This is a genomic window from Corynebacterium sp. 21KM1197, from assembly GCF_033783015.1.
In the GTDB taxonomy this organism is placed as follows: domain Bacteria; phylum Actinomycetota; class Actinomycetes; order Mycobacteriales; family Mycobacteriaceae; genus Corynebacterium.
In genome coordinates this window covers 1,985,737-2,008,939 of sequence record NZ_CP123907.1, presented here as the reverse complement: position 1 = coordinate 2,008,939, position 23,203 = coordinate 1,985,737, and the positions used below count along the sequence as shown (strand labels likewise).

Genomic DNA, 23,203 nt, shown 5'->3' with positions numbered 1-23,203 from the left:
ACTAAATCAATTCAAAATTATTAATCGCTTGGGTAAGGAAGTTGATGGTATCTTGCCCTTCCGCTGGTGTTTCGTAGACCTCCACGATGGCGATTCCCTTATCCTTGGCCGCCTGGCGGATGCGTTTGGTCATGTCCGTGGCGGTTTGCGGGTTATAAACTAAAGCATCAATTTCGCCGGAATTGATAAGTTCCAGGAACTCCGCGAGATCGGCGGCGGCGGGCTCGCTCTCTGCCAGGGTGGCATGCCGGTATCCCCGGGGTGTGACCTCCTCCAGGGGAGAATCCTCGATGAGGTAATCCGCGATGGGTTCCGTCTGAGCTACCCGAGCCTGGGGGAGGGCTGCCAGCCGCTCCTTGAGGCGCGCGAGTTCCTCTGTGGTGGCGGTGGCGTCCGCGCCGGGTACGCGATCGGCGATCTTTTGGGCCACCTCGGAGAGGGAATCGAGGTCGAACCAGATGTGCTCGTTGGTGATGGGGGTTTCGTTGGTGCTGTGCCCGCTGTTTTCGCTGTGCTCGCTGTGTCCGCTCTGCTCGTTGGCTCCGTGATCGTGGGTGTGGGCGGTGAGCGGCAGGGCGTGTATCACCTGGCTATCGTCTAACCCCTCGTAGAGCCACGCATCGTAGCCCCCACCCCCGGCCACCACAAAGGATGCGCCGTGGGCGCGGGCCATATCGGCGGCGCTGGGGCTGAAGTGGTGGGGGTCGGTGACGTTCCCGGTGATGATCGAGGTGACCTCCACGCCGGTGCCCTCGGTGACGCCGCTGGCCAGGTCACCCCACACGGAGGTGGAGGCGACGATGGTGCTGGTGTCGTTCTCTGCGTTGGTGGTAGAGAGGTCGCCGGAGCAGGCGCTCAGGGTGGTGAGCGTGGCGACGGCGAGGGTGCTCAGGAGGGCGGTGCGGGGACGAATCATGGTGTCCACCTAACCCTTATTGCGAATAATTGTCAATATGGGAACTTGTTGGGAGGCCGACCTGCGGAGTTTCCGGCTATGCCGAGGAGAAGAGAGAGCAGCATTGTGCCCGTACCGGAGAGTATGAGCGCGTAGGCGGGGCCAAGATGATTGACGGCGGGGGCACTAATGACGTAACCCACCAGCATGGCGGAAGTATTGGCTGCCGACATCGCAGAGAGCGCTTTGGGCTGCACGGGAGCGGGTACGGCTCGCACTACCAGTAACCGCAGCGCCGCCACCTGTATTGCGTTGCTGATACCCGCTATGAGGAAACCGAGGGCCGCCCCGACAAGGTTTCCCGAGAGTGTGGCCAATACGATAGCGCCGCCCATGACGATCCCGGCGAGGGGGAGGATCATGCGTGAGCCCCCTTCCGGCAGCCTTGCCGAAGCCTTTGCTCCGATAATCCGGCCCGCGATGAAGGCCTGGGTAAGTACTGCGTATCCCAGGCCGCCCACGTGGAGAACGTCAATGGCAAAGTACACCAGGGCGACGTTATAGATAGAGGTAAAGACGATAGCGCCCCATAGTGATTGCAATGCTGATCGCACCTGTGAATCACGCAGTAAAAGTTTGGGCGCGTGCCACGCTCTCCGCAAAAATCCTTCCTGCGGTCCTTCTTGCGCTTCCGGGGGAGGTGCCGGAGTGGCTGGAGTTAATGATAATACCGTGACGATGAGAATGAGGCTAGCGCAGATTTCTAGGAGAAAAGCGCTGCGTAGCGAGGTTACCTGTATTAAGAAACCACCCAGCGTAAGGTCGGAAAAATCTCCGACAAGGCGAGCGGTATCCATGCGGGAGAAAGCTGCGGCCATGCCCTTGCCGTCAAGTTTCTCTGCGATGGTAAATAGTGCGGGAATGATGAGCCCTGCCGTGGTGGAACTGGCAAAAGTTCCAAGAATAAGTATCCAAGGCAGCTGCCATATCATCAGCGCTAGGAGTACTATTATATCCGCCATAGAGGCGAGGGCGGCTAATCGCCGGGCCGGGTAACGGTCAAAGAGGGGTGCTAAAAGCGGGGAAAATACGATCTGCGCGATCGCGCCTGCCAGCAAAGTGGCGGTGACCATTGCGGGCCCCGCCCCCGCGATGGCAAAGTGCACTGATATTGCGATAGAGGTGAGCGAACTGCATAGTGCGCTCAGGAAATACGCTAAGGCAAGCGCTCGCGGGGCGTGGCGGTGGGGGATCATTGAGGGAGTTTTAACCTAGTGCTCGGCTGGTATGGCGGACAGCCCTGTAAGGGTTCTTTGCTCTCTGAAGGGATTGCGACTTTACTTTCGATCACCGCTGCGTGTCCTGCGATTATTTTCTCGGTGTATCCTTCCACACTTGCAGGGGCTGGGGTAGGTGCGGATGCAAGCGTGGTGCTCTCGCTGGTTGGCTGATCTTATCGTAAGGGGATATTGGGGATCGGTCTGGTGGTATGGGGAATATGGATAAAAAGTATTACTACGGGGGTGGGATGACGCCCATGTGAATGTGCTATATATTTTAAAACCGTAGCCTATATATTTGTTTGTCTTGGCTTGCGGGGTATGGTGTGGGGCTCAGTGCTATCTCGTTCCTGTGCCTTGCTGGAACGTTCCTAAGTTTCCGGTTACTTCCGCCTTCCTTTTCCGGATGTGGAAGCGGCGATGTGGTTTTGTGGGGGCTGGGGTGCTTGAAATTGGTCGGGCTGCTTCCGCTTCACTTATAATGGTGGTGGAATCTTCTCGGTGGAGTTTTGGAATGTTCTTATGAATAAAAATTGCCAAAAGGGGATGTGGATGACTGTCTTCTCTATCGTTATGGCTGTGACTTGGTTCCTTGCGGGGGGTGTTTTGCTTTTTGTTGCCATAAAGGCAGGCCGGGGAACCCTGCCGAAAAATGACTGGGTGGGGATTAGAACGTTACCTTTGCTGGAGAGCGATGAGGCGTGGGTTGAGGGGCATAGGGCTGCCGCGAACTCTCTAAAAATGAGTAGCGTTCCATTGTTTGTGGGTGGTGTTATCTGTTTGGTGGCTGATGATTCTTTTATTGCGTGGGTAAGTATTGTGGTAGCAGTACTTCTGCTTGTTATGACCCTGGTTGCGGCCAGAAAGGCTCATGCCGTTCTTGAGTGAGGGCGCTGTTTTTTGGAGGCGTGCTCTGTTTGGGGTGTATCGGGAGGCTGTGTCACGACGTGATCTTGTGGGTAGAGCTTAAGATTACCGCCCTCATATGTAACGGGCTCCGTGGCGGTGATGGTGATCGGATTTGCAGAGGAGTGTAACGGGAGAGTGTCTGATGGTTTGTGTGTGGGATTCCATCCCGCATAAGGAGACAAGCCAGAATGACTACTGTGACACGACGAGATCCGGCTGATAAGGCCAAGATTGACGCGATTGAGAAAAAGCTGCTTGCAAACCCTGAGATCGCGAAGCTCATTGATGATTTAGGCACCTCAACCACCGACGCCAACGATTTGGTGCGTGGGATGTTGCAAGCCTCGATTACCAGGGGTTTAAACGCCGAGATGGATGCCCACCTGGGCTACCGGCCAGGGGATAGAGACGCTAAAGCAGCACTAGGCACAGACAACCACCGCAACGGGGCGTATCCAAAGACCGTGGATTCTCACTACGGTCCGGTAACTGTCGAGGTTCCCAGGGACCGGGCCGGGACGTTTGTTCCGACCATGGTCCCGAAAGGCTCGCGGCGTTTGACCGATGTTGACGACATGATTGTGAGCTTGTATGCCGGGGGCATGACAGTGCGCGATATCCAACACCATATGGCTACTGCCATGCGTGTTGATATCTCCCACGAGACGATTTCTGCGGTGACTGACGCTGTCCTTGATGAGGTCATGGTGTGGCAGAACCGCCAGTTAGATGAGTTCTACCCCGTCATTTTCCTTGATGCGCTGCGCATTAAAGTCCGTGAGGGCGGGCGCGTGGTCAACAAGTCCGCGTATATGGCCATTGGGGTGGATCTCGACGGCATCAAACACATCTTGGGGCTATGGATCGCGAGGGAAGAAGGCGCGTCGTTTTGGGCCCATGTGTGCTCGAATCTGGCTAATCGCGGGGTCAAAGATGTCTTCATTGTCTGCTGTGACGGGCTCAAAGGCCTGCCTGAGGCTGTGGAGGCATCCTGGCCGGGATCGATGGTACAAACCTGTGTTGTGCACTTGATTCGTGCTGCTAACAGGTGGGTTGCCTACGGGGACCGTAAGGCGGTTTCAGCGGCCTTGAAGAAGGTCTATACCGCCCCTGATGGCTCCAGTGCTGCCATTGCACTCGAGGAGTTTGCTTCTTCGGGTCTTGGCCAGAAATATCCCAGGTCAGTCAAGGTGTGGCAGGACGCATGGGAGAGGTTCGTGCCGTTTTTGCAGTTCCCTCCGGCAGCGCGCAAAGTCATCTACACCACCAATTCCATCGAGTCGTTTAACAACGAGTTGCGCAAAGCCACCCGCAACCGCGTGCAGTTTACGAACGACGAATCCGCGTTGAAGACCTTGTGGTTGATGATCTGCAATATTGAAGACAAACGCGCTGCTCGCAGGGCCAAGGAAGGTAAAAAGGCCGCGGCTACCGCCGGGAGGCTTGTGGAAGGAGCGAAAGTCTCAGGCTGGAAGCAAGCCATCAACCAGATGGCCGTGGCCTACCCCGACCGCTTCGACCAATACCTCTAAGAAAACCGCCCCACACACAAACAACTTGACACGCTCTGTAACGGCTATCGCCCACATTCCTATCTGATAGGTACAGAGTTCCAAACAGAAGGGAGAAACCGTGCCTACCGCACCCAAGCTTCACGCCCTCACAGCCATCTGCGGCAGCGCTCTACTGGTTACCGCCTGTGGCAGCAACGGCGAAGAAAGACAAGCCCCCACTAGTAGTGAAACCACCACTACGACAACCACGTCTGCTACTTCCACGACCTCCGCAACCTCGGCTAGCGCGCCGACTAGTCAGGCCACTGGTTCCAATAATGAGGCGCAGGCCCAAGAGCCGCGCAGTACCGCTACCGCTACTGCTGCTTCTCCTGCTGCTGCGGGGGCGACTCCCACGCGCACCGCACAGCAGGGTAATGGTGCTACAGGTAATGCCACGCAGGTATCTGCCCAGGCTCAGGGCAATGCCGCTACCCAGGGGACTGGGGCCCAAGGGGCAGGTACCCAAGGGGCCGGTGCTCACGATGGTGAGGCGACAACCCCGGTTGGTAGCGATACTGGCGAGCAACAGGGTCAATCCGGGGACAGCACAGAGCAGGTCACCCCTGGCCCTAGTGTCTATGACCCTAACCCTGGGGACGCGCAGAGGATCCCGGTTGGGCAGCTTTATTACTCCAACTGCGGGCAGGCAAAAGACGATGATGCTCTTCCCCTTCACAGGGGTGAGCCTGGTTATCGTGAGGCCCTTGATCGTGATGGTAACGGGATTGCCTGTGAGCCTGAGAACTGGCCCGAGCCTGAGGCATGGCCAACTCCAACAAAAACGCCCACTGCATACAGTGCAGAGCATATCCAGCGTTTTAAAGAAGATCCCAATATTGATTACAACCCGTAATTAAAAGGGTAGAATGTTAATCTGAGAAATGTAGATAGCCTTTAATGATAAATCGCGGGGATTTGGCATTAAAGGCTATCGAGGATTTTATGAACTAAGTTGGCTTAACGCTTCTTAATTGCGGCAACTTCTCCATGCAAGGCCTTGACCTCGGTGGCCAATGCACGCTGCTCATGAATAGACACAGCCAGAAGCTCTACGAGGGTACCCTTCTTCAGGGCTCCGTCGCGCTTGCGGGCGTAGCCTACGAGGTCATCAACATTCCAGCCCTGATCATTGGGACCGCGCAGCTGGGTACGGTTATCGGCAGAATTATCGCGGGCCTTCCAGGCTGCGTGCTTGGTGTCATTAAGTGCGGCGGCGGAAACGCCAGATAGTACGGTCATTTTATTTCCTCCCTGGGAACTAGAATTGGTCATTTGGTCATACCAGTACTGAGCGCGATTCATCCAATGATCATGATGACGCGCACCTCTGGCTAGATGGTGCGGGCAAGATGTTCCGGTGATTTCACGGTGGTCACGGATATTCTTGCCAAATTCGGGGCGTCCTAGCTTGTGATAAACGCATAGCGCTGCGGCCAGGTGGGCACCCTCCTCGATGGTCTTATCTGAGATGGGATAATCTTGCCCCGCTCCTGCGCTATTGGCATGTTCGATGCCAATGCTTTCTCGGTTCACCTTAAGATTATTGGCGTGCCAGGCGGTATCCTCATCCTTGACGAGTCTTCCGATGGTGCCATCAATCTCCACCTGGTAATGCGCACTTGCCTCTCGCTTTTGCCAGGTATTCCAGCATTCTTCCGTTGTTAATGGATCGGCTGCATTGTGATGCTTCACAATATATAAGATACGCTGCCCTCCACGACCACTAGTGAAATGCTTATTCATCAGCTTGGTCTTGTCGGGCTCTAGTGTTTTCCAATTTTTCATCTTTCCTCCTTTCAATCTTAAGTAAACAGGATCTTCAAGATAGCGCCGCAGTCTGCGACAAATCATTATCGTTCCAGATCATTTTAGCTGGTCAGGGCCATTTTTAAGTAGGTAAAGATTGCCGTTATCTCGGCATATCATGTTTAGAGGTACAGGCGGTCCTTAAAGCTGCCGGTTGCAAGGAGACTTCGTCGGCAGGCGGTATCCCACCCCACCAGTGCTATCCTGCCTCTATGTCCCGCCGGAACGCCCCCAAGGCCACCTTGGCCTCCCTCGCCGCAGAGTTGGGTGTATCCCGCACCACGGTATCCAACGCCTATAACCGCCCGGAGCAACTATCGCCCAAGTTGCGAGCCAAGATTCTGGCCGTGGCCCAGGCGCGCGGCTACGCGGGCCCAGACCCCACCGCGCGCAGCCTGCGCAGCGGCCGCGCCGGAGCCATCGGCGTGGTGCTCACTGAGGATCTCACCTACGCCTTTGATGATCAGCCCTCCGTGGATTTCCTCGCAGGGGTGGCGGAGGCCTGCGCGGACTATGAAACCTCGCTCACCCTCATTCCGGTGGGCGCGCAGGGGCAGCGCCGCACCGGCCTTGTGGCGGGGGCGGCGGTGGACGGCTTCGTGGTGTATTCGGTGGCGGAGGACGATCCCGATCTGCGCGCGGTGTTGGATCGTCGGCTGCCCACCGTGATCTGCGGCCAACCCACCACCATCGAGGGCGTGCCCTTCGTGGGGATTAATGACCGGCAGGCCATCGCTCCCGCCGCGCGTGCGCTGGTGGAGGCGGGGCACCGTCGCATAGGCATCCTGGCGATTCGCCTGCACCGAGATCCCGTGGATGGCTTTATCCGTCATGATGATCTGCCTCAGGCTAGCCTGCACATTCAGCGCGACCGCGTGTGCGGGGCGCTGGATGTGTTCGCGGAGGCGGGGATAGATCCGGCTACCGTCCCGGTGGTCACCAGGCATATTAACGACGCCCCCCGTGCCCGCTCCGCCGCTGAGCAACTGCTGAGCACACACCCGGAACTCACCGCCGTGCTGTGCACCACGGACTCGATGGCCGGTGGGGTGCTGGCCTATGCCCAGGAACGGGGCTGGCGGATACCGGAGGACCTTTCCGTGACCGGCTTTGACGGCGTGGCTTCCGCGCTGCGGGAGGGGCTGACCACGGTGATCCAGCCCAACCGCATGAAAGGGGTGGCGGCGGGAACCGCGTTGCTGGAGTTGGATCAGGAGCCGGAACCGCAGACAGTGCACCGCACAATCCTGCCCACGGAGTTTTTCCCGGGACGCACCGTGGCCGCGCCGCGCGGTTATAGCGCGGGGAAGTAGGTGCGTGCCCCGACCTTGGCGGCGAGGGAGTGCGCGCGCTCCATGATCTCCGGGGTTGCGTCCGCGTGAGCCGGGTCTGTGCTCCATGCGGCCCAATCGGCGGTGGGGGCGTTGGTATCTCCTAGCAGCGGCGCGAGGGCGGCTCGGGCCGGCTCCTCGTGCTCCGGGCCCACCTGGGCGAGCACCGCCGCCATTTCCGCAGCGGCGAGGTGGTAGCGCTGCTCGGGGGTGAGCGTGGCGACGTCGATACGCTCGGCGCGGGTGTGCGCCAGGGCGTGTAGGAGTTCGCCCACCTCCGCGATGGTGCTCACGCGGGTGTTGGCCACCGTGTCTCCTGGGCCGACCTTGACGGAAAGGTCATTCTCCCCGAGAACTTCAAAGCCGTGCTCGTCGGTGGTGTCATCGCCCAGGAATACCGTGGCCTGTGGCTGCCAGCGGGCGATGTCCTCGCTGAGCCAGGTGCCCTTGGTGGCGGTGGAGACGGAAAACTCCACCACGCGCTTGCCCCAGGTCACGTGCGTGCCGCGGGGATCGAGGGCGGCCACCTCGTCGAGCAAGCGCCGCATAAGGGCCTCGTCGCGCACCCGAATGTAATGGAATACCCGCTGGTAGGGCTTATACTCCACGAACGCTCCCTCCACCCCCTCGCACAGGGATTCTAGCTCGGCAGCGAGGGCGTCGAGAGCCGCGCGCTGCTTGGGGGTGAGCGTGGCCTCGTGGCCCTCGGGCTCGGCGCCGTGCGAACCCACCCGCAGAATCGGGGGCTTGGTGGGGCACACCACGTCCAATTGGGCAAGGTTGCGGCCGCTGAGAATGAATACCCGAGTATCCGGCATACCGGCGAGGGCGGAGAGCGCCGCGATGGAGGTGGCCTCCACGGGGACGTTCATGGGGTCCTCGCTGATACCGGCGAGGGTGCCATCGAAATCGCTGACCACCAGGAGGCGCGGTGCCTGGGCGACGGGGGAGACGGTGCTGCTCAAAGACATGAAAACCACGGTACCGAATGGGCGTGGCGAGGCCGTTCGAACAGGAGGCTCGGGCCGGTGACCTGCGTAAATATGGTGTACGATGTGGGTTCTTGGAGAACATTATTACCCTCTACACCCGAGGAAAGGCGGCAGGCGTGCGAGCGTTGCAGGGCGTGATCGAGCCATACCTGCCGGTGTACGTGCGCCAGCGTTTAGGGCGGGAGGTGGCCCAGGCTCGAAAGGAACATGGCCTCACACAGGTGGCCCTGGCGGAGAAAACCGGCATGAGCCAGCGCACCCTATCCCGCCTGGAAAACGGGCACCCGGGGGTAGCGGAGGAAAAGTTCTTTGCCATTGCGAGGGCGATTGGGCCGCTAAAAAGTATTTTCTCTGAGGAGTTTTCTCCGCCGGATCTTTCTCAGGCGCATTTGTGGACGGATGATATATGAGCGTTGACCTTGACCTCTATCTTGCTGGTGTACACGCGGGAATGATTAGGCATCGTTCCGATGGAGCCGCGATGGTGCCGGAACTTACTTATACCCGTCGGTGGTTGGCAAGCAAGGGCTCTTTTTCTTTGTCCCTATCCATGCCGCTGCAAGAGCGTCCGCATAATGCTAAGAAAACTAGGCGATACTTGGAGGCGTTGCTTCCGGAGAACACCGTGACTCTGGAGGACTGGCAGAAGCGCTATCGGGGAATGGATATTACCGATCCCACCTCCGTTTTGGCGGTGGTGGGGGAGGATGTGGCGGGTGCGGCGAGGTTTGTGCCGGCGGGGAAGAGACCGCACGGATTCCGCAGTAGTATCGCGCTCACCGATGAGGAAGTGGGAGCCTTCTTGGCGGATCTGCGCGCACACCGGGGTGCTATGCCTAATACGGCATACGCGCCGAGGATCTCTCTTGCCGGGCAACAGCCGAAGTTGGGTCTGTATCGGGACGTCGATGGTTGGCGAATGCCGTATGGAGATATGCCCTCCACGCATATCCTAAAGCCTGCGCCTGAAAATCTTACCGACATTGACATCAATGAGGCCGCGATGATGAATGCGGCGGCTGCGGTGGGGATTAGAACTAGCGCCTCGGCGGTGGAGAATATTGGTGGGCAACGAGTATTTGTGACCAGAAGATATGACAGGGTGCGTGACCAGCGCGGCCGTATCGTGAGAATCCACCAAGAGGACTTTGCTCAGGCTTTAGGGTACCGAGCGCAAGCAAAGTATCAAAAGGAAAAAGGGCCTGCATTGCGGAACATTATTCCGTTTCTGCGGGAGCATGTGGTTGATCCTGAAGGGGACGTGGATCAGTTCAATCGACTGCTGGCTTTTAACGTCGCCATTGGCAATGCCGATGCTCACGCGAAGAATCACTCCATTCTCATCACTCCCCTGGGGAACCGGCTGGCACCGGCATATGATCTTTTATCCGTTGCTGCTTATCCAGCGTATAGCCAGGAACTGGCGTTGAGCGTGGGCAAGCAATATCACGGGCAGCAGGTTCAGGAGCGGGATTGGCGGTATTACGCGGAGAAGTCCGGCCAGGATGCAGAAAGGGTATTGGCGATAGTGGCGGAGGTATGGAGCCGTACACCCGATGCGGTGGCGGATTCCTTGGCTCGACACGGTGCTTCAACGGAGATGAAGAATAAGATCATGGATACCGTGCGGACGGTAGAGGAGCGCCTACCTGGATAGGCGCAGACGCACTATGAGCTACCCCGCGTCCGTGGTGAGCCGAATGGCTGGGGCGTCCACGGCCGTGGAGCGCTGCGTGAGCACCAGTTCCGCCTCGGAGGGCTGGGAAAGCTCGTATTCCCCGGTGAGGAGGCTGCGCAGGGTGGAGTCCACGTGGGCGACTCCGCCCTGGCAATCCTCGGTGACCTCCTCGACGTCGATCTGCTCAAAGGCCAGGGTATCGGCCTCCCGCGCGGCGGAGATGGAGCCCTCTTTGCTAAAGTGCACGATTCCGCGAATCCGGGAACACCCCGTGGAGCCGGTGACGGTGGTCTCACCAAAGGAGAACGCGGCGAGCCCCGCCGCGCTGGCGGGGAGATCCCCGCTGTCCTGCGGATCGAGGTAGAGGCCGGTGACCTGCCAGGTGGGGCCCACGATCTCATCGTGATCGGTGGAGCAGGCGGTGAGCGCGCTGGCGAGGGCAAGGCCAGTGATACCGCTGAGAACCGCAGTGCGGGTACCAGACCGGAGCGTCATCGTGCCTCCGAGGGGAGGGCAGAATCAGCGGAGGCCGTATGAGCCTTAGCCAGGCTATCCAGGAAGGACTGCGCCCAGAGGTTCACGTCGTGCTCCTGCACCTGCCGGTGCATGGCGGTCATGCGGGCGCGGGCGTCGTCGGGCGCGGTGCGTAGGTCCGTGGCGGCCTGGTGAATGCTGCGCTTGATGGCCTCCAGGTCAAAGGGGTTGCATAGGTAGGCCTCGGGGAACTCCTCGGCGGCCCCGGCGAACTCGCTGAGCACCAGGGCTCCGCTGCCGTCCGGGTGCGCCGCCGCGTACTCCTTGGCCACCAGGTTCATGCCGTCCTTGAACGGGGTGACCAGCATGATGTCCGCCGCCGCGTAATACGTGGCCAGGGTGGACTTGGGCACGGAGCGGTGCAGGTATTCCACCACCGGGTGCCCCGGCGTGCCGTATTGGCCGTTGATCCGGCCCACGGCCTCCTCCACGCGGGAGCGGGTGCGGCGATAGTGCTCGATGCGCTCGCGGGAGGGCGTGGCGATCTGGAGGAACACGGTCTTGGGTGGCAGTGCGCCCCCGGCGAGCAGTTCCTCGTAGGCGCGGAGGCGCTGCAAGATTCCCTTGGTGTAGTCCAGGCGATCCACGCCGAGCAGGATGAGATCGGGGTCGCCCAGGTCGCGGCGCAGCGCGGCGACCTCCTCGGGCTCGGGGCGGGGGACGGAGGCGACGTCGATGGAGATGGGGAAGGCCCCTACGCCGACGGGGCGGCCGTCGGGAGCCGTGACGTGCGCGGTGATCGCGCGGGTGGATACCTCGCCGCTGGTGCGCAGGGTATCGGGCAGCCCGGTGTGGGTGCCCGCGGAGCCGGAGACCTGCGCGGCGAGGGTGAGGAAGTTGCGCGCGTTGTCCTCCAGGTGGAAGCCGATGATGTCCGCGCCGAGCAGCCCGCGCATGACCTCCTCGCGCCAGGGGAGCTGGCGGAAAAGGTCGGGGCTGGGGAACGGAATGTGGAGGAAGAATCCGATGGTGAGGTCGGGGCGCATTTGGCGCAGAATCCCGGGCACTAATTGCAGTTGGTAATCCTGCACCCACACGGTGGCCCCCTCGGCGGCCACGTGCGCCACGGCCTGGGCGAACTTGAGGTTTACCTCCCGGTAGGCGGCCCACCACTCGCGGTGGAACTCCGGGGTCACGATGAGATCGTGGTACAGCGGCCACAGGGTGGCGTTGGAGAAGCCCTCGTAGAAATCGCGGTAATCCTCTGCGGAGAGTGTCACGGGGTAGAGCAGCACGCCCGATTCGGTGTGGAAAGGCTCGGGGGATTCCTCAATAACCCCAGGCCAACCCACCCAGCAGCCCTCGTGGCTTTCCAGGACGGGGGAGAGCGCGGAAACCAGGCCGCCGGGGCTGGGTACCCAGCGGGGGGAGCCGTCCTCGGCGCGTTGCATATCCACCGGTAGCCGGTTGGCCACCACCACGAAGTTATTGTTGCTTTCACCCATGCTGTTCAGGCTAGTCGCCTCCCCTTAACACCGCGCGCTAGACGGAAAACTTAGGCCTTCTTAGTGGTCTTTTTTGCGGTGGCCTTTTTAGCGGTTTTCTTAGCCGTAGTTTTCTTCGTGGTCTTTTTAGTCGTCTTTTTGGTGGTTTTCTTGGTGGTCTTTTTTGCGGTGGACTTCTTAGCCGTGGTCTTTTTGGTGGACTTCCGGGTGCGCTTGGTGGCCTTCTTGGGCTCCGGCTCCTTGTATTCCTCTTCAAACTTGCGGTACACCAGGCCCGCAGGCTCCACGCCGAGCATGGACATCAGGGTCACCCCATCGAGCATGTTCTCGGCGTAACTCGCCACGATACGGCGCGCGGCGGCGGCCGTCTCCTTCTCGACCCGGTGCAGGGTCTCGGCGCTCGGACGGGTATCAGTAACCTTGGGCGGCACGAATCCTCCTGGTGCGTAGGGCAATACTCAGGCACACGATTGTACGCTATGCGTCGGGTTCTTGCTTATCGACGCCACCCTGGCGGCGTCGATAGCCTCGCCGCCGCGCCTGCTCGCGGGTTTGCCCGGACTGCAAGGTGGCGCGCCCGGCGACGCGGAAACCCCGATACGGGTTGAAGCGCTGCGGGCGACGCACCCGCCGCGCGATCCATTCGCCGAGGACCACGCCGGCGGCCAGGCCGCAGGAGATGGCCAGGGCCGTGGCGATATTGGTAAAGCCCACCAACATCTGCTCATTGAGCGCCGCATACATGCCGCGATACACCGCCAGACCGGGCAGCAACGGGGTAATACCGGCAATGGCGATAATCAGCGGGGGCACCTGGAAACGACGCGCCAAAAGGCCACCGGCAAAGCCGATCACCACGGCGGCCATCGAGCCGGCCATCACCGTGGACATGCCCAGCGGAGAGAAAATGAAGTAATAGAAAATGGAGCCCGTCATGGCGGTAATACCGGAAAGTATTACCGCCGACCATTCCGCATAACACGCGATGGCAAAGCCCACCGAGGCCACGGTTCCCGCCAATACCCGCACGCTGGCGGGCGCGGGATTGGGTGCCGCCACCGATTCCATTGGCGGTAGGGCAATGCCCACATAGGAGGATAATTGCAGGCCAATGGCCACGCCCGCCACAATGGCGCCGGTATAAAGGAGAGTTTCAAAAAAGTGCGCGCTGGCCGTCACCGGCGCGCCCGTAATGCCATCCTGGAGGGATTGCACCAGCGTCAGACCGGCCAGCATCACGATGATTCCCGAGGCCACGATCTGGCTCGGGCGCAACTCCACCCCGTACTCCGCCGCTGCAGCATAGGAAAGAGCCGCCGGAATGGTGGCGATAATTCCACCAATGACGTTTTGGAAAAACACCGGGAGATGGTGTTTGGAGAGGAAAAGGCTCATCGCCATGATGGAAATGGAGGCGACAAAGGAAATGGCCGCCACCAGGGCCGTACCGCCCAGCAGCACCGACACCGCGCCGCCCATGAGACCCCAGCCGAAAATGGAGGTCATGGGGCCATAGGCGGTGGGCTGGGCCTCAATATCATCGAGAATCCGCTCCGCGATCTCCGGTGGAGTGGCCCCCGCCTGGATCGAGCGGATCAGACGGTCTACCGCAGAAAGCCGTGAAAAATCGGTGGTGAGAGTGCGCACCACGCGGAACACCGTCACCGGGGACTTCCGCGTGGTGCCGATCTGCGTGGAGACCGTGATGTTATTCATGGTGATGTCCACATGACACCACCACAGGCCATAGGCCGAGGTCACCGCGTGCATCTGCGCCTTGGTATCGCTATTCGACGTCCCGGAGGACAGCAGAATGTCCCCGATCCGGGCCGCCAAATCCATGACCCCGGCCACCTGGTTATAGTCCGTCAGATCAACCGGGGCCAGGGGGGACGGCGGGGGAGCGGCCTTGGCGGTATCAATGGTGGCCGCGTGGGGAGACTGATTGCGCCAGGCGCTGAACCGTTCGCGGATGGTGGGCACTCTCGCGGCCTTTCTGGGGTAGGGGGTGTTATTCAGGGCGGTGTTTCCGGGTTCTCCGGGACTGTGGGGCAGGCGTGGTGCCCGCCGGTAGTGGAAGAAACTTTAGCGGGGTGCCGTGGCGGCTGCATACGGGCAGGCAGTGGCGGGAATGAGGGGTGTGGTGGGGTGGGCGGTGGAGCGATCCTGTAGCATGTGCAGGCGATACGGCTGCGCGTACTTTTGCGTAGGTTCGCAGCGGCGTATCGGTGCTGGAGTGGCGCAATTGGTAGCGCAACGGTCTTGTAAACCGTAGGTTGCGAGTTCAAGTCTCGTCTCCAGCTCTCTGACCAGGGGGAATGGGCAAGGAGTGAGGGTGCATAACCCTCAAGTGTCCAAAAATTAATCGTCTTGCCTACCCGCTTCCACCTCGGCCAGATGTTCTTCCAGGGTGATGTTCCCCTCGTCGTTGTTGGTGAGGCGGGCGTGTTCTAGGGCAATGAGATCTGCTTGTTCTTCTAGCCGCTCTAGGGTCTTGATGTCCTCAAGCGGGACTATGATGGCGGCAGGGGTGCCATTTCGGGTGATTTCTACGCGTTGGCCGGTGAGGCGGACGCGATTGACGATCTCCCCGATGCTGGCGCGAAGTTCTGCGAGGGGGAGGCTCATGTGTTCGGTGGGGGTTATGGCAGTGCTCATGGGGTTAAGGGTAACCACTTTGTACTCTTACGTCACTTTGTACGGTTTGTACTATTTGGAGTGTTGTTGAATGATGCGGCGTTACAAGGTGGTCCTTGCCCGCCAGGTGCACAAGGATCTCAAGAGGCTGCATAGAAGTGACCCCAAGTTGTACAGCCAAATCCTGGGAGCGATTGAGTCTTTGGGTATTAATCCCAGGCCAGATGGGGTGAAAAAACTAACCGGGAGGGAAGAGTATCGGATGAGGGTGCGCACGTGGCGGGTGCTCTACTCCATACATGACAACGTGGTCACGGTGAGGATCACGCGGGTGGCCCCGCGAGGGGCCGTCTATGACGTTTAATGTCACCCCACAAACCGATACCCCATTCCCGCCTCGGTAAGGAAGTGCCGGGGGTGGGCGGGGTCGGCTTCGAGTTTCTGGCGCACCTGGGAGAGGTACACCCGCAGATAATTCGTCTCCCGCTCGTAGTTCTCGCCCCACACTGCTTTGAGCAGGTCGGCCTTGCGCACCAGTTGCCCGGCGTGTCCGGCGAGGTAGGCCACCACGCCCCATTCGTGCGGGGTGAGGTGCACCGGTTGGCCCTCGCGCAGCACCTGGGCCCGGGCGAGGGCGATGCTCAGCCGCCCATCGTCGGTACTCACCACCGGAACGGCCTCGGGGGCGGGGCAGCGCCGCAGGGCGGCGCGCAACCGGGCGAGGAGTTCGCCCATGGAGAAGGGCTTGGTCACGTAGTCGTCCGCGCCCTCGTCCAGGGCGTTGATCTTGCCCTCGTGATCGTGGCGGGCGGAGATGATGAGCACGGGTACCTCGCTCCATGCGCGCAGGGAGCGCAGGACGGTGAGCCCGCTGGCGTCGGGAAGCCCCAGGTCGAGCAGCAGGGCGTGGGGTTGCCATTCGCGGGCCGCACGCAGGGCCTCGGCGGCGGTGGTGGCCACGGCGACGTCATAGTCGCGGGCGCGCAGGTGGATGAGCACCACGCGGGCCAGGGCGGCATCGTCCTCCACCACTAAAATGCGAGAACCCATCAGCGCACCTCCTCCTGGGGCAGGCTCAGCGTCATGGTGGTGCCGCCGCCGGGGGTATCGGCCACGCGGATCGCGCCGTGCATGGCCTCGATGAAGCCCTGTACCACGGCCAGGCCGAGCCCAAGGCCCGCGCCGGTATCGTTGCGGTTGAGGAAGGGCGTGAACAGGGATTCGCGCTGCTCGGCAGGGATACCGGGGCCGTGATCGATCACCTGAATCTCCACGGAATCGCCCCGCGCGCGGGCCTGCACCAGCACGGGTGTGGCCCCGTGGGTAAAGGCGTTGCGCAGGAGGTTGGCCAGGCAGCGTTGCAGCAGCCCGTGATCTCCGAGCACCACGGGGAGGTCGCGGGGTATCTCCACGCTGACCTCCGCGCGGTACTCGGGCTGCTCCTGGAGCACCGCCGCGATCACCTCGGCGGGCTTGAGCGGGCGACGGTGCACGGTGATGCTCCCGGAGTTAAGGCGGCTCATATCCAGGAGGTTGCCCACCACGGTTTCTAGCCGGTCGGCGGATTCCTCGATGCTTTCGATCAGCGCGGTGCGCGCCTGGGCGGGGAGGGGGACGTCGCCAAGCAGGAGCCCGGAGACGGCGGCCTTAATGCTGGCTAGGGGCGTGCGCAGGTCATGGGAGACGGCGGCGAGCAGGGCGGAGCCCACGCGGTTGCTGGTAGCCAGGGCCGCGGCGGCGGTGCGGGCGGCGTCGATCTCCTGCCTATCCATCAGGGCGGTAATGCGCGCGCCGTGGGCCTCGATCATGGCGGTTTGTTCCGGGGTGATGTCTCGTCCCGCGAGCATGAGGCGCACGAAGGGGCCGAGTTCCACGTGCCCGTCGCGGCCGGGATCCCAGGTATCGCCCAGGCCCCGTTCGGCGGTGGATTCCAGGGTCACCCACTGGTGGCTACCGGGGGAGCGGCGCTGAATATCCACCCTATCCAGGGAGAACGTCTGTTGAATGTGCCGCAGCAGGGAGGGGAGGTCATCGCCCTCGTGGAGGGCACCGCGCGCCAGATCACCCAGGATGATCGCCTGGTTTTGGCGCTGCTGCGCCTGGTGTGTGCGGCGCGCCGCCACGTCCACGATCCAGGCCACGCACACCGCCACGATGAGGAAGAACACGATGCTGATGAGCGATTCCGGCTCCGTGATGGTGAGCGTGCGCTCCGGGGTGGTGAGGAACCAATTGACCAGCAGGGAACCGGAAACCACCGCCAGCAGCGCCGGGCGCAGGCCCCCGGCTAGCGCGGCGAACACCACGATGGTGAGGTATCCCAGCAGCACCGCGCCCAGGTAGTCCGGCCCGGGATTAAGCCGCAGCAGCGCGAGCGTGACCAGCGGGGGAGCGCCCACCGCTAGCGCCCAGCCCAGCGCGCGCCGCCTCGCCCCCAGGTAGCCGGTGGCGCTTGCCGACGCCCCCGCGGCACCCCCTCGGTAACTCTCCTGGTGCCCCTCCGGGGAGGCCACGATGTGCACGTCCACCTGCCCGGCCTGGTTGATGATCTGGCGGCTGAGTTGCACGCCCCGCGAGGAGAGCCACCATGGGCGAAGGCGGCGGGGCCCTAAGCCGATGACCAACTGCGAGGCCCCCTGGGTATGGGCGAAGCCCAGGAGGGTATCGGCCACGTCATCGCCGGAGATTACCCGCCAGGCCCCGCCCAGATCCTCGGTGAGGCGCTGCAAGCGGCGCAGGTCCGTAGGGTCGCAGGGGGTGGGGGCGTCCGCCACGGTCACGTGCACCACCACCAGTTCTCGGTCGGCCACCCGTCCGGCGATGCGCGCCCCGCGCCGCACCAGCGCCTCGGAGCCTGGCGCGCCGGATACCCCCACCACCACGCGCTCGCGGGTGGGCCAGGAGGCCTGTATGCCCTGCTCCGCGCAGTACTGGGCCATGCCCTCCTCCACCTTGTCCGCCAGCCACAGCAGGGCCAGTTCCCGCAGCGCGGTGAGGTTCCCCAGACGGAAGTAATTATTCAGGGCGCGCTGGGCGGCCTCCTCCCGGTAGATCAATCCTTGGGCCAGGCGCACGCGGAGGGTATCGGGGGAGAGATCCACCAGCTCGATCTGATCGGCCTCGCGCAGCACCCGGTCGGGCAGCGTCTCGCGCTGGCGCACCCCGGTGATGGCAAAGACCACGTCGTTGAGGGATTCCACGTGCTGAATATTCAGCGTGCTCAGCACGTTGATCCCGGCGTCGAGCAGCCGGTGCACGTCCTGCCAGCGCTTGGCCTCCGGGGCATCCGCGCCGCCCACCACGGTGTGCGCCAGCTCGTCTATCAGGACGGCCTCGGGGCGCTCCCGCAGCACCGCCTCCACGTCCAGTTCCCCGTACTGGTTGCTTATCGACGTCCCCCGCGCGGCGCGCGGCAGCACCTCCAGGCCCTCCACCAGTGCGGCGGTGCGCGGGCGACCGTGATCCTCCACCACGCCCACCAGCACGCGGTGGCCCTGGGCGGCCAGCTCGTGGGCCTCGTGAAGCATGGCGCAGGTCTTGCCCACGCCGGGGGCAAATCCCAAATAAATCTTGAGCTTTCCCCGGGGAGAGCGCTCTGCCGCGTTCACCACGCCTCCTTCAGCGAGTACCAATATCCTGGGCTTCTTGCGCCACGGCGGCGTTGAGCGTGGTCACGTTCACCAGGCCACCGCGCTGGTGGTTGCGGGCAATATTGTGGGCAATGAGGTCCCCCAGCCGTGCCTCGGGGATACCCGTGTGCCGGGAAACCCGGGGCACCTGGGCCTCAGCATATTCCCGCGAGACGTGGGGGTCGAGCCCGGAGCCGCTGGCGGCCAGGGCCTCGGGCGGCACCGCCTCGGGGGCCAGGGATTCCCGCGCGGCCACCTCCCGGCGGCGCTCCTCCACCTGCTGCCGATAGGCGGGGTCGGCGGGCGAGGCATTGGAGGCCTGCCCCGCGCCCGCGCTGGGGCGGGGATAAAACCAGGAATCGTCTCCTGGCCGGGGAGGCTGCGCGAGCAGCGCGGAACCACGCGGGTTCCCGGCGGGGTCATAGAGCGGGGAACCCGCCGCCTGGTGCGGCAGCGCCACGGCCCCGAACCCGGCCAGGCACAGGGGATAGGCCACCCCCAGGATCAGGGTGAATAGCGCCAGGGCCACGCCGCTGGTGCGGGCGGTGTGCAGCGCGCGGGAGGGAGTAAGGGACGTCATGAGAGCAGACCTCCGGTTAAAGCGGTGAGGAGAAGATCAATGGCCTTGATTCCCAGGAACGGCACCAGCACGCCGCCTAACCCAAAGATGGTGAGGTTGCGCCGCAGCAGGGCCGCCGCGCTGCGGGGGCGATACGCCACCCCGCGCAGGGCCAGGGGAATGAGGCCCACGATCACCAGGGCATTAAAGATCACGGCGGAGACGATGGCCGTCTGCGGGCTGTGCAGGCGCATGATGTTCAGTGCCTCCAGGCCGGGAAAGGCGGCGGTGAACATGGCCGGAATGATGGCAAAGTACTTGGCCACGTCATTGGCGATGGAAAAGGTGGTCAGCGCGCCACGAGTGATGAGCAACTGTTTGCCGATGTGCACGATGTCGATGAGCTTGGTGGGATCGCTATCCAGGTCGATCATGTTCCCGGCCTCCTTGGCCGCCGTGGTGCCGGTGTTCATGGCCACGCCCACGTCCGCCTGCGCCAGGGCGGGGGCATCGTTGGTGCCGTCCCCGGTCATGGCCACCAGGTGCCCGGCGGCCTGTTCCTTGCGGATCAGCGCCAACTTATCCTCCGGGGTGGCCTCCGCCAGCACGTCGTCCACCCCGGCCTCGGCGGCGATGGCGCGGGCGGTCAGGGCGTTATCGCCGGTGATCATCACCGTGCGGATACCCATCCGGCGCAGTTGCGCAAAGCGCTCCGGCATACCGGGTTTGACCACGTCCTTGAGGTGAATCACCCCCAGCAGCGCGGCATCGGTGGCCTCGCCGGTGGTGGGATCGCAGGCAAGCCGCGCCACCACCAGGGCGGTGCCGCCGGAGCCGCTGATCTCCTCCACGATCTTGGTCACGTGCCCGGGAACCGTGCCGCCGAGGCGCTGAACCGCCTGGCAGACCTCGCTGGCGGCACCCTTGACTATGCGCTCGCGGGGATTGAGCTGCGCCCCGCTCATGCGAGTCTGCGCGCTAAAGGGAATGAACGCGAGGTCGGGATAATCCCGGGGATCAATCGGGCAGGAGAGGGAATCCGCCAGTTCCACCACCGATCGCCCCTCCGGGGTGCCGCCCACCGGCACCAGAGCCACGGCGCGGCGATCTCCCACCGTGATCGTGCCGGTCTTATCCAGCAGCAAGGTGGACACATCTCCAGCGGCCTCCACCGCCCGCCCGGACATGGCCAGGACGTTGCGCTCCACCAGCCGATCCATGCCCGCGATCCCGATGGCGGAGAGCAGCGCACCGATGGTGGTGGGAATGAGGCAGACCATGAGCGCTACCAGCACCACCGGGGATTGGGCGGCTCCGTTAAAGGCCGCCACCGGGGCCAGGGTGAGCACCACCAGGGTAAAAATGATGGTGAGCACCGTCAGCAGCGTGCCCAGCGCTAACTCGTTGGGGGTCTTGTGCCGCTGCGAGCCCTCCACCAGGCCAATCATGCGATCCATAAACCCCTGGCCCGGCTCGCTGCTGATGCGCACGATGATCCGATCGGAGAGCACCGTGGTGCCGCCGGTGACCGCGCAGCGATCCCCGCCGGATTCCCTAATCACCGGGGCCGATTCCCCCGTGATCGCGGACTCGTCCACGCTGGCGGCACCGGCCACCACGTCACCATCGGCGGGGATCACCTCCCCAGCCAGCACCAGCACGTGATCGCCCCGGCGCAGGCTCTCCGCGCCCACTGTGCCCACTGTGCCCACTGTGCCTACTGTGCTGCCTGTGGAAAGGGGGGCGTCGATAAGCGCCTCGGCGGGGACGCGCCGGGCGGTGAGGTGCTCCTGCGAGGAGCGCAACGACGCCGCCTGGGCCTTGCCTCGCCCCTCTGCCACGGCCTCGGCCAGCACACCGAAGAATACGGTGGCCCACAGCCACGCGGAGAGGAAGAACGTGAAGAAACTGGGGTGAATCACCCCGATGAACAGGGTAAACGCCGCGCCCACCTCCACGAGGAAGAGCACGGGCACGCGCACGAGGCTGCGCGGATCGAGTTTGCGCGCGGCTAAGGGCAGGGCGGAAAGAAAGGACGTGGTGTTCATAGGGAAAAGGCCTCCGCGAACGGGCCGAGAACAAGGACGGGTAAGAACGTGAGCGCGCCGATGATGAGCGCCACCCCCACCACCAGCCCAACGAAGAGCGGGCGGTGCGTGGGCATGGTGCCCGCCGTGGCCGGGCGTGGGGCCTGCGTGGCGAGCGATCCCGCCAGGGCCAGCACCATGATGATGGGCACAAACCTGCCCGCCAGCATGGCGCAGCCCAGGGCGATGTTGAACCACGGGGTATCGGCGTTGAACCCCGCAAAGGCGGAGCCGTTATTATTCGCCGCGCTGGCAAAGGCATACACCAACTCTGTGAAGGCGTGCGGGGAATCCGTGGTGGTGGACAGGCTCGCGCGGGTTCCGGGTAGCACCACGGAGAGCGCCACCCCGCCGAGCACCACGGCGGGCATGACCAGTAGATACAGGCAGATCTTGATGATCTGCTGCACGCCGATGCGCTTGCCCAGGTACTCCGGGGTGCGGCCCACCATGAGCCCGGCCAAAAACACCGTGAGCAGGGCCACGATCACCATGCCGTACAGGCCGGAGCCCACCCCGCCGGGGGAAATCTCCCCCAGCAGCATGTTCAGCAGCAGTACCCCGCCGCCCAGCGGGCTGTAACTGGAATGGAAGGAATCCACTGCGCCCGTGGACGTCATGGTGGTGGCCACCGCAAAGAATGCCGAGGGCACGGTGCCAAAGCGCAGTTCCCGCCCCTCCAGGCTCATGCTTTCCGACGCCACCACGGCCGCCAGGGAGGCACTAAACAGCACGCTCATCGCCCCCAGCAGCGCCCAGCCCTGCCGACGATCCCCCACCATCACCCCAAAGGTGCGGGTGAGGCACACCGGAATGAGCAGAATAAGGAAGATCTCCACCATGTTGGACAGCGCCGTGGGATTTTCCATCGGGTGTGCGGAATTTGCCCCAAAGTACCCGCCGCCATTGGTACCCAGTTCCTTGATCGCCTCCTGGGAGGCCACCGGCCCACCCGGGATCACCTGCTCGCCCCCGGTGAACGTGGTCACCGTGGCGGCCGCGTGGAGATTCTGAATCACCCCCTGGGAGAGCAGCATCACCGCCGCCACTGCGGCCAGGGGCAGGAGAATCCGTAGCACGCAGCGGGTGAGGTCCACCCAAAAGTGCCCGATGTGCCCCTGCTCATCGCGGCAGGCGAGCCCCCGGATTAGGGCCACGGCCACGCTTATTCCCACCGCCGCGGAGAGGAAGTTCTGCACCGCCAGGCCCATCATCTGCGTGAGTGGGCTCATGGTGGACTCCCCGGAATAGGACTGCCAGTTGGTATTGGTGATGAAGGAAGCAGCCGTGTTCCACGCCTGATCCGGGGCTACCGGCCCCATGCCCTGCGCCAGGGGCAGCGCGGATTGGAGGCGTTGCAGGAGGTAGAGCACCACCAGGCTCAGGGCGGAAAACACCAGGACGTTGAGCGCGTAACGCGGCCAGCGCTGCGGGGAATCCGGGTCTATTCCCATCAGGCGATACAGGGCCCGCTCCGGGCGGGTGTGGTGCGGGCTGCTAAAAACCCGCGCCATGTACCCACCCAGCGGCAGGTACGCAGCGGAGAGGGCCGCCAGCACCAGGACAATCGGGGCGGCCGTGAGGCCGCCGGAGAGCGCGGCGATCATGAGAAATCCTCCGGGCGCAGCAGGGCCACCACGAGGTACACCAGGGCGGTTACCCCCAGAATCAGGCCCACCAGGCTATCCCACGTCATAGGGAATCCACCCCCTTCACCGCCAGGAGCAGGCAGAAGAAGATCGCGCCGGTGAGGGCGAGGAAGAACAGATCACTAACCATGCGCAACAACCTAAGCCCGCGCGCGGTGGGGGAGGGAGGTTCTTAACGGAATCTTGACGGCCCATCGCTCCCGTGGGCACCGTGGA

At 62.8% G+C, this 23,203-nt stretch carries 22 protein-coding genes and 1 tRNA gene; 8 read left to right on the top strand and 15 right to left on the bottom strand.

The window, feature by feature from the left end; all coding sequences use genetic code 11:
- Position 1: 1 nt before the first annotated feature.
- Together OLW90_RS09760 and OLW90_RS09755 are read right to left on the bottom strand one after the other, a co-directional pair.
- On the bottom strand, positions 2 to 916 hold the full coding sequence (locus OLW90_RS09760) for a metal ABC transporter solute-binding protein, Zn/Mn family (protein ID WP_319649899.1): 915 nt from the start codon (positions 914 to 916) through the stop codon (positions 2 to 4).
- Positions 917 to 948: 32 nt separating this feature from the next.
- On the bottom strand, positions 949 to 2,151 hold the full coding sequence (locus OLW90_RS09755; RefSeq protein ID WP_319649898.1) for an MFS transporter: 1,203 nt from the start codon (positions 2,149 to 2,151) through the stop codon (positions 949 to 951).
- Between the two features lie 525 nt (positions 2,152 to 2,676).
- On the opposite strand from OLW90_RS09755, the gene OLW90_RS09750 reads away from it, so the two are divergent.
- The 3 genes from OLW90_RS09750 (at position 2,677) to OLW90_RS09740 (ending at position 5,493) form a co-directional block, all read left to right on the top strand.
- The gene (locus OLW90_RS09750) at positions 2,677 to 3,063 is read left to right on the top strand and encodes an SdpI family protein (RefSeq protein ID WP_319649897.1); all 387 of its coding nucleotides are present in this window, start codon (positions 2,677 to 2,679) and stop codon (positions 3,061 to 3,063) included.
- Positions 3,064 to 3,272: 209 nt separating this feature from the next.
- Complete coding sequence (locus tag OLW90_RS09745; RefSeq protein ID WP_319649700.1) at positions 3,273 to 4,616, top strand: IS256 family transposase; 1,344 nt, start codon at positions 3,273 to 3,275, stop codon at positions 4,614 to 4,616.
- A gap of 100 nt (positions 4,617 to 4,716) precedes the next feature.
- A complete protein-coding gene (locus OLW90_RS09740) occupies positions 4,717 to 5,493 on the top strand; it encodes an excalibur calcium-binding domain-containing protein (protein ID WP_319649896.1) in 777 nt (258 codons plus the stop codon).
- A 104-nt stretch (positions 5,494 to 5,597) separates the two neighbouring features.
- Here the strand turns inward: OLW90_RS09740 and OLW90_RS09735 are convergent, their stop codons facing one another.
- Entirely contained in the window at positions 5,598 to 6,425 is an 828-nt protein-coding gene (locus OLW90_RS09735) for a peptidoglycan recognition family protein (RefSeq protein WP_319649895.1), read from the bottom strand.
- A 233-nt stretch (positions 6,426 to 6,658) separates the two neighbouring features.
- Here OLW90_RS09735 and OLW90_RS09730 point away from each other — a divergent pair, with 233 nt between their 5' ends.
- The gene (locus OLW90_RS09730; protein ID WP_319649894.1) at positions 6,659 to 7,759 is read left to right on the top strand and encodes a LacI family DNA-binding transcriptional regulator; all 1,101 of its coding nucleotides are present in this window, start codon (positions 6,659 to 6,661) and stop codon (positions 7,757 to 7,759) included.
- Here the strand turns inward: OLW90_RS09730 and otsB are convergent.
- Positions 7,741 to 8,748, bottom strand: coding sequence for a trehalose-phosphatase (otsB, locus tag OLW90_RS09725; RefSeq protein WP_319649893.1), 1,008 nt, complete (start codon positions 8,746 to 8,748; stop codon positions 7,741 to 7,743). The two genes, OLW90_RS09730 and otsB, sit on opposite strands and share 19 nt — an antisense overlap.
- Positions 8,749 to 8,840: 92 nt before the next feature.
- On the opposite strand from otsB, the gene OLW90_RS09720 reads away from it, so the two are divergent.
- Both OLW90_RS09720 and OLW90_RS09715 read left to right on the top strand, forming a co-directional pair.
- Positions 8,841 to 9,179, top strand: a complete 339-nt coding sequence (locus tag OLW90_RS09720; RefSeq protein WP_319649892.1) for a helix-turn-helix transcriptional regulator — start codon at positions 8,841 to 8,843, stop codon at positions 9,177 to 9,179.
- Positions 9,176 to 10,426: a HipA domain-containing protein gene (locus OLW90_RS09715; protein WP_319649891.1), complete on the top strand. Its 1,251-nt coding sequence runs from the start codon at positions 9,176 to 9,178 to the stop codon at positions 10,424 to 10,426. The genes OLW90_RS09720 and OLW90_RS09715 overlap by 4 nt, the downstream gene beginning before the upstream one ends.
- 18 nt (positions 10,427 to 10,444) lie before the next feature.
- Here the strand turns inward: OLW90_RS09715 and OLW90_RS09710 are convergent, their stop codons facing one another.
- Genes OLW90_RS09710 through thrE form a run of 4 tightly spaced genes read right to left on the bottom strand, consistent with a single transcriptional unit; the run spans position 10,445 to position 14,409 of the window.
- On the bottom strand, positions 10,445 to 10,942 hold the full coding sequence (locus tag OLW90_RS09710) for a hypothetical protein (RefSeq protein ID WP_319649890.1): 498 nt from the start codon (positions 10,940 to 10,942) through the stop codon (positions 10,445 to 10,447).
- Positions 10,939 to 12,426 (bottom strand): trehalose-6-phosphate synthase, encoded by a 1,488-nt coding sequence (locus OLW90_RS09705; protein WP_319649889.1) that lies wholly within the window; start codon positions 12,424 to 12,426, stop codon positions 10,939 to 10,941. The genes OLW90_RS09710 and OLW90_RS09705 overlap by 4 nt, the downstream gene beginning before the upstream one ends.
- A 50-nt stretch (positions 12,427 to 12,476) precedes the next feature.
- Positions 12,477 to 12,857 carry a hypothetical protein gene (locus OLW90_RS09700; RefSeq protein ID WP_319649888.1) on the bottom strand — a complete coding sequence of 127 codons (381 nt, stop codon included), beginning with the start codon at positions 12,855 to 12,857 and terminating at the stop codon, positions 12,477 to 12,479.
- A 46-nt stretch (positions 12,858 to 12,903) separates the two neighbouring features.
- The gene (gene thrE / locus OLW90_RS09695; RefSeq protein WP_319649887.1) at positions 12,904 to 14,409 is read right to left on the bottom strand and encodes a threonine/serine exporter ThrE; all 1,506 of its coding nucleotides are present in this window, start codon (positions 14,407 to 14,409) and stop codon (positions 12,904 to 12,906) included.
- A 247-nt stretch (positions 14,410 to 14,656) separates the two neighbouring features.
- On the opposite strand from thrE, the gene OLW90_RS09690 reads away from it, so the two are divergent.
- Positions 14,657 to 14,729 (top strand) — tRNA-Thr (locus tag OLW90_RS09690).
- Between the two features lie 58 nt (positions 14,730 to 14,787).
- On the opposite strand, the gene OLW90_RS09685 is transcribed toward OLW90_RS09690, so the two are convergent.
- Positions 14,788 to 15,084, bottom strand: coding sequence for a type II toxin-antitoxin system Phd/YefM family antitoxin (locus OLW90_RS09685; RefSeq protein WP_319649886.1), 297 nt, complete (start codon positions 15,082 to 15,084; stop codon positions 14,788 to 14,790).
- Between the two features lie 70 nt (positions 15,085 to 15,154).
- Here OLW90_RS09685 and OLW90_RS11660 point away from each other — a divergent pair, with 70 nt between their 5' ends.
- Positions 15,155 to 15,427, top strand: a complete 273-nt coding sequence (locus tag OLW90_RS11660) for a type II toxin-antitoxin system RelE family toxin (RefSeq protein ID WP_413464469.1) — start codon at positions 15,155 to 15,157, stop codon at positions 15,425 to 15,427.
- Positions 15,428 to 15,429: 2 nt separating this feature from the next.
- Here the strand turns inward: OLW90_RS11660 and OLW90_RS09680 are convergent, their stop codons facing one another.
- From OLW90_RS09680 to kdpF, 6 genes are read right to left on the bottom strand one after another with little or no spacing between them, the layout of a single operon-like run.
- A complete protein-coding gene (locus OLW90_RS09680; RefSeq protein ID WP_319649885.1) occupies positions 15,430 to 16,113 on the bottom strand; it encodes a response regulator in 684 nt (227 codons plus the stop codon).
- Entirely contained in the window at positions 16,113 to 18,674 is a 2,562-nt protein-coding gene (locus OLW90_RS09675; protein ID WP_319649884.1) for an ATP-binding protein, read from the bottom strand. Before OLW90_RS09675 ends, OLW90_RS09680 begins: the two co-directional genes overlap by 1 nt.
- 7 nt (positions 18,675 to 18,681) lie before the next feature.
- Positions 18,682 to 19,272 carry a potassium-transporting ATPase subunit C gene (locus tag OLW90_RS09670; RefSeq protein WP_319649883.1) on the bottom strand — a complete coding sequence of 197 codons (591 nt, stop codon included), beginning with the start codon at positions 19,270 to 19,272 and terminating at the stop codon, positions 18,682 to 18,684.
- A complete protein-coding gene (gene kdpB, locus OLW90_RS09665; RefSeq protein WP_319649882.1) occupies positions 19,269 to 21,299 on the bottom strand; it encodes a potassium-transporting ATPase subunit KdpB in 2,031 nt (676 codons plus the stop codon). Before kdpB ends, OLW90_RS09670 begins: the two co-directional genes overlap by 4 nt.
- Positions 21,296 to 22,945, bottom strand: coding sequence for a potassium-transporting ATPase subunit KdpA (gene kdpA / locus OLW90_RS09660; protein ID WP_319649881.1), 1,650 nt, complete (start codon positions 22,943 to 22,945; stop codon positions 21,296 to 21,298). Before kdpA ends, kdpB begins: the two co-directional genes overlap by 4 nt.
- Positions 22,942 to 23,034 (bottom strand): K(+)-transporting ATPase subunit F, encoded by a 93-nt coding sequence (gene kdpF, locus OLW90_RS09655; RefSeq protein WP_319649880.1) that lies wholly within the window; start codon positions 23,032 to 23,034, stop codon positions 22,942 to 22,944. Before kdpF ends, kdpA begins: the two co-directional genes overlap by 4 nt.
- Positions 23,035 to 23,203 lie beyond the last annotated feature (169 nt).

Bases quoted from the DNA above. Each gene is read 5' to 3' on its own strand.
- OLW90_RS09760 (WP_319649899.1), bottom strand. From the start codon at position 916: ATGATTCGTCCCCGCACCGCCCTCCTGAGCACCCTCGCCGTCGCCACG.
- OLW90_RS09755 (WP_319649898.1), bottom strand. From the start codon at position 2,151: ATGATCCCCCACCGCCACGCCCCGCGAGCGCTTGCCTTAGCGTATTTC.
- OLW90_RS09745 (WP_319649700.1), top strand. From the start codon at position 3,273: ATGACTACTGTGACACGACGAGATCCGGCTGATAAGGCCAAGATTGAC.
- OLW90_RS09735 (WP_319649895.1), bottom strand. From the start codon at position 6,425: ATGAAAAATTGGAAAACACTAGAGCCCGACAAGACCAAGCTGATGAAT.
- OLW90_RS09730 (WP_319649894.1), top strand. From the start codon at position 6,659: ATGTCCCGCCGGAACGCCCCCAAGGCCACCTTGGCCTCCCTCGCCGCA.
- otsB (WP_319649893.1), bottom strand. From the start codon at position 8,748: ATGTCTTTGAGCAGCACCGTCTCCCCCGTCGCCCAGGCACCGCGCCTC.
- OLW90_RS09715 (WP_319649891.1), top strand. From the start codon at position 9,176: ATGAGCGTTGACCTTGACCTCTATCTTGCTGGTGTACACGCGGGAATG.
- OLW90_RS09710 (WP_319649890.1), bottom strand. From the start codon at position 10,942: ATGACGCTCCGGTCTGGTACCCGCACTGCGGTTCTCAGCGGTATCACT.
- OLW90_RS09705 (WP_319649889.1), bottom strand. From the start codon at position 12,426: ATGGGTGAAAGCAACAATAACTTCGTGGTGGTGGCCAACCGGCTACCG.
- OLW90_RS09685 (WP_319649886.1), bottom strand. From the start codon at position 15,084: ATGAGCACTGCCATAACCCCCACCGAACACATGAGCCTCCCCCTCGCA.
- OLW90_RS11660 (WP_413464469.1), top strand. From the start codon at position 15,155: ATGATGCGGCGTTACAAGGTGGTCCTTGCCCGCCAGGTGCACAAGGAT.
- OLW90_RS09680 (WP_319649885.1), bottom strand. From the start codon at position 16,113: ATGGGTTCTCGCATTTTAGTGGTGGAGGACGATGCCGCCCTGGCCCGC.
- OLW90_RS09670 (WP_319649883.1), bottom strand. From the start codon at position 19,272: ATGACGTCCCTTACTCCCTCCCGCGCGCTGCACACCGCCCGCACCAGC.
- kdpB (WP_319649882.1), bottom strand. From the start codon at position 21,299: ATGAACACCACGTCCTTTCTTTCCGCCCTGCCCTTAGCCGCGCGCAAA.
- kdpA (WP_319649881.1), bottom strand. From the start codon at position 22,945: ATGATCGCCGCGCTCTCCGGCGGCCTCACGGCCGCCCCGATTGTCCTG.
- kdpF (WP_319649880.1), bottom strand. From the start codon at position 23,034: ATGACGTGGGATAGCCTGGTGGGCCTGATTCTGGGGGTAACCGCCCTG.